Source organism: Lysobacter enzymogenes (genome assembly GCF_017168095.1).
Taxonomy (GTDB): domain Bacteria; phylum Pseudomonadota; class Gammaproteobacteria; order Xanthomonadales; family Xanthomonadaceae; genus Lysobacter; species Lysobacter enzymogenes_D.
Map to the genome: position 1 here is coordinate 1 of NZ_LXSD01000253.1, position 6420 is coordinate 6420.

The window sequence follows — 6420 nt, forward strand, 5'->3', positions numbered from 1 at the left end:
AGGGTCGCCGGCGCCGTCGGCCGAACCCGCCGCGCCCTCGCCGCCCCTGGTCGCCGCCGCGCGCGCGCAGGTCGGCGTGGTGCGTTTGTACGACCCGGCTTACGTGCAGCTGAGCTATCCCGGCGGCGACGTCGCGCCCGACCGCGGCGTGTGCACCGACGTGGTGATCCGCGCGCTGCGCGCGCAGGGCCTGGACCTGCAGCGCAGCGTGCACGAAGACATGCGCGCGAACTTCGCCGCGTACCCGCCGCTGTGGCGGGCCACCGCGACCGACCGCAGCATCGACCACCGCCGCGTGCCCAACCTGCGCCGCTGGTTCGAACGCCAGGGTTGGGCGCTGCCGGTCAGCGCCGACGCCGCCGACTATCGCGCCGGCGACGTGGTGACCTGGGATCTCGGCCGTGGCCAGACCCACATCGGCATCGTCTCCGACCGCCGCTCCCGCGACCGGCGCCGGCCGCTGATCCTGCACAACATCGCGCGCGGCACGCAGGAGGAAGACGTGCTGTTCGCCTACACGCTGACCGGGCGCTATCGGCCGCGGTTGCCGGCGGCGGTGGCGCAGCGATGAAACCGGGCGAGACACCGCCGCCGCCAACGCCGGCCGAGCCGCCGCCCGGAACCGGCGGCCCCAATCGCCGGCTCGCCGCCGAGATCGACGCGCGCGAGTATCGCCGGCGCCGGCCCGACCTGATGCTGCTGATGTGCGGCGCCGTCGTCGTCGCGTTGGTCCTGGTGCAGATCGTGCGCACCCAACTCGACACGCCGGACGCGGCCGCGACGCCCGAGGCGCAACGCGGCGCGGCGGCCGGCGACCGCGCCGCGCCCGCCGCGGGCGCGGACACCAACGCGGCGGCGTCGGTCATGGACCGCGTGTTCGAAACCGCGCTCGCCGACCTCAAGGCGCGCAGCGCCTCGGACCTTGAAGCACAGCGGCAGACCGCTGCCTACCGCGCGACGCTGGCCGGCACCATCGCCAAGGCCGAGCTCGCGCTCGACATCGAAGCGTTCCAATGCGGGCCGCGCCTGTGCATGGGCTCGGTGCGCGGCGATGCCGACGCCTACGCGGCGCTGCACGCCGCGCTCGCGAGCGCATCGCCGCTGCCGGTCTACGCGTTTACCGACCAGCCCGGCGCGCGCGAACGCACCGACGGCCCGCATCGCTTCATGTTCTCGATCGAAGCGAGCGCCGGCGAAACCGACGCGCCGTCGCCCGCGCCCTGAGCATCGCCTGCGGCGGGCTCAGTCCATGCCCAGGCGAACGTAGTCCACGTACTCGAAATCGAATTCGTTGCGCTCGTCGGCGCGATGCGATTCGCGCGCGGTCTCGCGCCATTCGGCGGCGTCGAAGCGCGGGAAGAACGCGTCAGCACCCTCGACCACGGTATCGACCCGGGTCAGGTACAGCCGCGTCGCCGACGGCAGGCACAGCGCGTAGACCTCGCCGCCGCCGATCACGCACAGCTCGTCGGCGCCGTCGGCCGCGGCCAGCTCCAGCGCCTGTTCGGTCGAACCGACCGCTTCCATGCCGGCGAACGGCACCGCGCGCGAACGCGTCAGCACCAGGTTGCGCCGCCCCGGCAGCGCGCGGCCCAGCGATTGCGCGGTCTTGCGGCCCATCAGCAGCGGCTTGCCCAGGGTCAGCGCCTTGAAGCGCTTGAGGTCGTCGGACAAACGCCACGGCAGCGCGTTGTCGCGGCCGATGGCGTGGTGGCGGTCGAGCGCGGCGATCAGGCTCAGGCGCGGCGCGGACGTTGCGGGGGTCGGTGCGGTCATCGGAAAGCCTCGTCGAGAACTAGCGAAAGCCGGGCGTTGCCGCCGGCGCCTGCGGGGTCGAACTCGATGTCGTCGAGTTTCCAGGCGCCGTCCTCGCGGCGCATCAGCGCGCGGTCGTGCCGTTGCCGCGCCGGATCGGGCACGGCGACGACGGTCAAGGCGATGTCGATGCGCACGCGCTCGCCGGCGAGCGCCTCGGCGGCGCCCGGCGCGAAGCCGACGATGCGCTCGTCCTGGAAGGCGCTGCTGAAGACGTCGTCTTCGATCAGCGGCGGCTTGTCGCCGGGATGTTCGGCGATGAACCGGTCCTGCAGACGCAGCGCCTTTTGCAGGCGCGCGCGCAACGCGCGGGTCAGCAATGGCGCGCACGCGGCCAGCCGCGCGCCTTGCGGCAGGCCGGCCGAGCTGCCGTCGGCATAGGCGCGCAGATGCAGGCGATAGAACGCGGACGCCGCTTCGATCGCCTGCGCGGGAACCCGCGCGTCGGCGGCAGCGTGCGCGCGCGCCGGCTCGGGCGCGGCCGTACGCACGCAAGCGGCCGTCGCCAGCAACGCGATCGCCAGCCCCGCCGCAGCGAACCGACGGCGATGCGGCATGCGCGCTCCTTGCGGCCCGGCGATGCCGGCGCCGTTCGATCCCCGACCGCCGCGCGCGGCGGCGGCGTTCACACCGCCACCGGCGCCTTGATCGCGGGCAACGGATCGTAGCCTTCGATGGCGATGTCGTCGTAACCGAACGCGAACAGATCGCTCACGTCCGGATTGAGCTTCAGCCTCGGCAGCGCGCGCGGTTCGCGCGCGAGCTGCTCGCGCGCCTGCTCGAAGTGGTTCGAATACAGATGCGCATCGCCCAGCGTGTGGACGAAATCGCCGACGCCGAGCCCGCACACCTGCGCGATCATGTGAGTCAGCAGCGCGTAGCTGGCGATATTGAACGGCACGCCGAGGAAGATGTCGCCGCTGCGCTGGTAGAGCTGGCAGCTGAGCTTGCCGTCGACCACGTAGAACTGGAACAGCGCGTGGCAGGGCATCAGCGCCATCTTCGGCAGGTCGGCGACGTTCCAGGCGCTGACGATCAGCCGGCGCGAATCGGGATTGCGCTTGATCTCGTCCACCACCCAGCGGATCTGGTCGATCTCGCCGCCGGCGCCGTCGGCCCAGCGCCGCCACTGGTGACCGTAGACCGGGCCGAGGTCGCCGTCGGCGTCGGCCCATTCGTCCCAGATGCCGACCTTGTTCGCTTTCAGGTAGGCGATGTTGGTGTCGCCCTGCAGGAACCACAGCAGCTCGTGCACGATCGAGCGCAGGTGCAGCTTCTTGGTGGTGACCAGCGGGAAGCCCTGGTTCAAGTCGAAGCGCATCTGCCAGCCGAACACGCTGCGCGTGCCGGTGCCGGTGCGATCCGATTTCTCCGCGCCGTGTTCGAGCACGTGACGCAGCAGGTCGAGGTATGGGCGCATCGCTCAGCCCTTGGCCGGCTCGGCCGCCGGCAGTTGCGGTTGCAGGGTCGGCGAGCGCGTGGACAGCCACAGCCAGAACAGGCCCAGCACGATCAGCGGCAGGCTCAGCACCTGGCCCATGGTCAGCCAGCCGAAGGCGAGATAGCCGTGGTCGCCGAGCTGCTGGTCGGGCACGCGCACGAATTCGACCAGGAAGCGGAAGCAGCCGTACAGCAGCGCGAACAGGCCCGAGACCGCATAGCGCGGGCGCGGCTTGCTGGAGAACCACCACAGCAGCGCGAACATGGTCAGCCCTTCCAGCGCGGCCTGGTACAGCTGCGAGGGATGGCGGGCGTAGCGCTCCAGCGCGCCGGCGGCGAACTGGGTCTGCAGCTGCTGCGCGCTCCAGTTGGCGAATTCCGGCGCGCGCGGGAACACCACGCCCCAGCCGCCGTCGGTGAACTTGCCCCACAACTCGCCGCCGATGTAGTTGCCGAGCCGGCCGAAGCCCAGGCCCGGCGGCACCAGCGGGGCGATGAAGTCGAGGGTGTCGAAGAAGTGGGTGCGTTGGCTGCGCGACCACCACCACACCGCGGCGACTACGCCGAGCAGGCCGCCGTGGAAGCTCATGCCGCCTTCCCAGATGCGCAGCAGCATCAGCGGGTCGCGCAGCAGGTCGGCGAAGCCGTAGAACAGCACGTAGCCGATGCGGCCGCCGAGCACGACGCCGATCATGGCGTAGAACAGCAGGTCGCCGTAGGACGCCTCGCTGACCCCGGGCAGGCGCCCGGCGCGGACCCGTCGCCGCCCCAGCCACCAGGCGGTGACGAAACCCAGCAGGTACATGATCCCGTACCAGTGGATTTGCAGCGGGCCGAGGGACAGCGCGATCGGATCGATCTGGTGCAGGATGATCATGCGACGGGACGGGCTCGGGGGAGCGGAGGACCGACGTATTGTGCCCCAGCGCGCCGGCTCGCAGGGTGCGGGTTGCGGCCGCTCGGCGCCGCGGGCGCGCCGCGTTTCAGCTGCGCTTGGGTTCGCTTCGGCGACGCCGGGCGGCGCTGCGCCGGTGCGGGGCGGCCGGTTGCGGACGCGGCGCTTGCGAGCGGCGTTCTCGTCCGGGCGGATGGCGCGGGTTGCGGCGGGACGAGCCGCTGCGCAGCCGGCTGCTACAGGCGTGATGCAGCACGGGCCGAGCGCGACAGGCGGCTCGCGCGGCATCGGCCGCCGCAGGATCGGCTACAGCAACACCGGCTCGTCGGGCAGTTCGTTGCCGGCTGCGGCCGCGTCGCCGGCGCGGCGCGGGAATGCCTCGGCCATGATCTGGTTCAAGGCGGCGATGCCGCCGAGCACGGCCGCCTCGGCCTCGCCCGCGGCCAGCGCCTGCTGGATGCCGTCGCACACCGCCTGCCAGCGTTCGTCGCCGACCCGGCGCGCGTAGCCGCGGTCGGCGACGATCTCGATGCGGTGATCGGCCAGCAACAGGTACAGCAGCACGCCGTTGTTGCCCGCGGTGTCCCACACTCCGAGCTGGGCGAACGCGGCGTGCGCGGCCTGGCGCGCGTCGCGCCCGGCGAGGAGTTCGTTCCAGCCCAGCCGCGCCTCGACCGCGAAGCGCAGCTGGCCGCTGTGGTCGGCCTCGCCCGCGGCGATGGCCGCAGCGATCCGGCGCAGGCTGGAGTCCGGGAACCGCCGCCGCGCCGGCGCCGCGCACAGGTGCTTGAGGATGCGCATCACCAGCTCCCCGAGGCGCCGCCGCCTCCGCTCGAACCGCCGCCGCCGGACCAGCCGCCACCGCCTCCACCGCCACCGCCGCCCCAGCCGCCGCCATAACCGCCCCAGCCGCCGCTGCCGGCGTAATGCCCGCCGCCGCGGCCGAACAGCGAGAAGAAGAAGCCGCACGCCACCGCCAGCGCGACCAGGCCCCACGACATCGCCAGCAGCCAGGCGACCACGCCCGCGCCGACCCCGCCGATCGCCCCGCGCAGCAGCGCCGGCACGCCGCCGAACACGCCGCGGATCAGGGCCGAGCCGATCATCGCCAGCACCAGCGCCATCACCCAGTTGCCGCCGCCCGCGCCGCCGCCCCCGCCTTGCGCGCCGGCGCCCATCGGTTCGGGCAAGGGCTCGCCGTCGATCAGCCGGGTCAGCATCGCGGTGGCGTCGAGCAGGCCGCCGGCGTAGTCGCCGGTGCGGAACTTGGGCGCGAGGTATTCCTGGATGATGCGGCCGGACTGCAGGTCGGTGATCGCGCCCTCCAGCCCGTAGCCGACCTCGATGCGCACGCGCCGGTCGTCCTTGGCCACCACCAGCAGCACGCCGTCGTCGACGCCCTTGCGGCCGAGCTTGAATTGTTCGAACGCGCGCACCGCGTAGGAGTCGATGTCCTCCGGCTGCGTGCTCGCCACCATCAGCACCTGCAACTGGCTGCCCTTGCGCTGTTGCAGCGCGCGCGCCTGCGCCTCCAGGGCCGCGCGCGCGGTCGCGTCGAGGGTGCCGGTGGTGTCGACCACCGGCGAATCCAGAGCCGGGATCGGCGCCGGCGCCTGGGCGAAGGCGGCGGTCGCCAGCAACGCCAGGCCCAGCGCCAGCAGCGTGCGCCAGCTGTGCGTCCGTATCGTGCGCAGGTTCACCATGATCCGCTCGCTCCGCCGCCGCTGCGGCCACCGCCGCCGGACCAGTCCGCGCCGCTCGGACGGCCCGGACTCAAGCCGCCCGGATTCATGCCCCCCGGATTCAAGCCGCTCGACCCCAACCCGCCCGAATCCGGGCGCGCCGGATCGCCCGAACGCACCGCGCGTTCGCCATCGACCGACACGCGGCCACCGCCGCCGGCCGCCGCGCGCGAACGCGAACCGCCGCCCCAGCCTTCGCCGTCGAGCAGAAACACCAGCAGCCAGGCGAAGTAGCCGAACAGCCCGACGCCGAGCCAGCTGGCCGCGCCGAGGCCGGCTAGGTCGCCGCCGCCGAGCCGCAGCAGCGCGCGCCAGCCGCACCAGGCCAGGCCCGCCAGCACCGCGACGCGCAGCGCGAATCCGAGCCGCCCGCTCTGCCAGGCGATCGCCGGCGGCGCGACCACGCCGACCATCAGCGGCGTGGCCAACAACACCGCCAGCATCGCCACGCCGATCTCGCCCGGCGCCGGCACGCCGCGGCAGAACAGCGCCGCCAGCGCGACCGCGACGGCCAGCGCGGCCGCGACC

The 6420-nt window shown here is 73.1% G+C and carries 8 protein-coding genes and 1 pseudogene; 2 read left to right on the forward strand and 7 right to left on the reverse strand.

The features are described 5' to 3' along the window. Positions 1 to 571: DUF1287 domain-containing protein (locus A7A76_RS06940; RefSeq protein ID WP_206410505.1), on the forward strand; the 571-nt coding region annotated here is incomplete at its 5' end. Then, the gene (locus tag A7A76_RS06945; RefSeq protein ID WP_206410506.1) at positions 568 to 1224 is read left to right on the forward strand and encodes a hypothetical protein; all 657 of its coding nucleotides are present in this window, start codon (positions 568 to 570) and stop codon (positions 1222 to 1224) included. The genes A7A76_RS06940 and A7A76_RS06945, both read left to right, overlap by 4 nt. An 18-nt stretch (positions 1225 to 1242) precedes the next feature. Here A7A76_RS06945 and A7A76_RS06950 read toward each other — a convergent pair whose 3' ends face one another. The 7 genes and pseudogenes from A7A76_RS06950 to A7A76_RS06980 form a co-directional block, all read right to left on the reverse strand. After that, entirely contained in the window at positions 1243 to 1776 is a 534-nt protein-coding gene (locus tag A7A76_RS06950; RefSeq protein WP_206410507.1) for a dihydrofolate reductase, read from the reverse strand. Further along, entirely contained in the window at positions 1773 to 2372 is a 600-nt protein-coding gene (locus A7A76_RS06955; RefSeq protein WP_206410508.1) for a hypothetical protein, read from the reverse strand. The genes A7A76_RS06950 and A7A76_RS06955 overlap by 4 nt, the downstream gene beginning before the upstream one ends. Before the next feature lie 68 nt (positions 2373 to 2440). Further along, complete coding sequence (locus A7A76_RS06960; RefSeq protein ID WP_206410509.1) at positions 2441 to 3235, reverse strand: thymidylate synthase; 795 nt, start codon at positions 3233 to 3235, stop codon at positions 2441 to 2443. Between the two features lie 3 nt (positions 3236 to 3238). After that, the gene (gene lgt, locus A7A76_RS06965; RefSeq protein WP_206410510.1) at positions 3239 to 4132 is read right to left on the reverse strand and encodes a prolipoprotein diacylglyceryl transferase; all 894 of its coding nucleotides are present in this window, start codon (positions 4130 to 4132) and stop codon (positions 3239 to 3241) included. 324 nt (positions 4133 to 4456) lie between these two features. Then, complete coding sequence (locus tag A7A76_RS06970; protein WP_206410511.1) at positions 4457 to 4951, reverse strand: TPM domain-containing protein; 495 nt, start codon at positions 4949 to 4951, stop codon at positions 4457 to 4459. Beyond that, complete coding sequence (locus tag A7A76_RS06975; protein ID WP_428995098.1) at positions 4951 to 5835, reverse strand: TPM domain-containing protein; 885 nt, start codon at positions 5833 to 5835, stop codon at positions 4951 to 4953. Before A7A76_RS06975 ends, A7A76_RS06970 begins: the two co-directional genes overlap by 1 nt. An 11-nt stretch (positions 5836 to 5846) precedes the next feature. Next, positions 5847 to 6420, reverse strand: a pseudogene (locus A7A76_RS06980) (hypothetical protein); the annotation flags it as partial.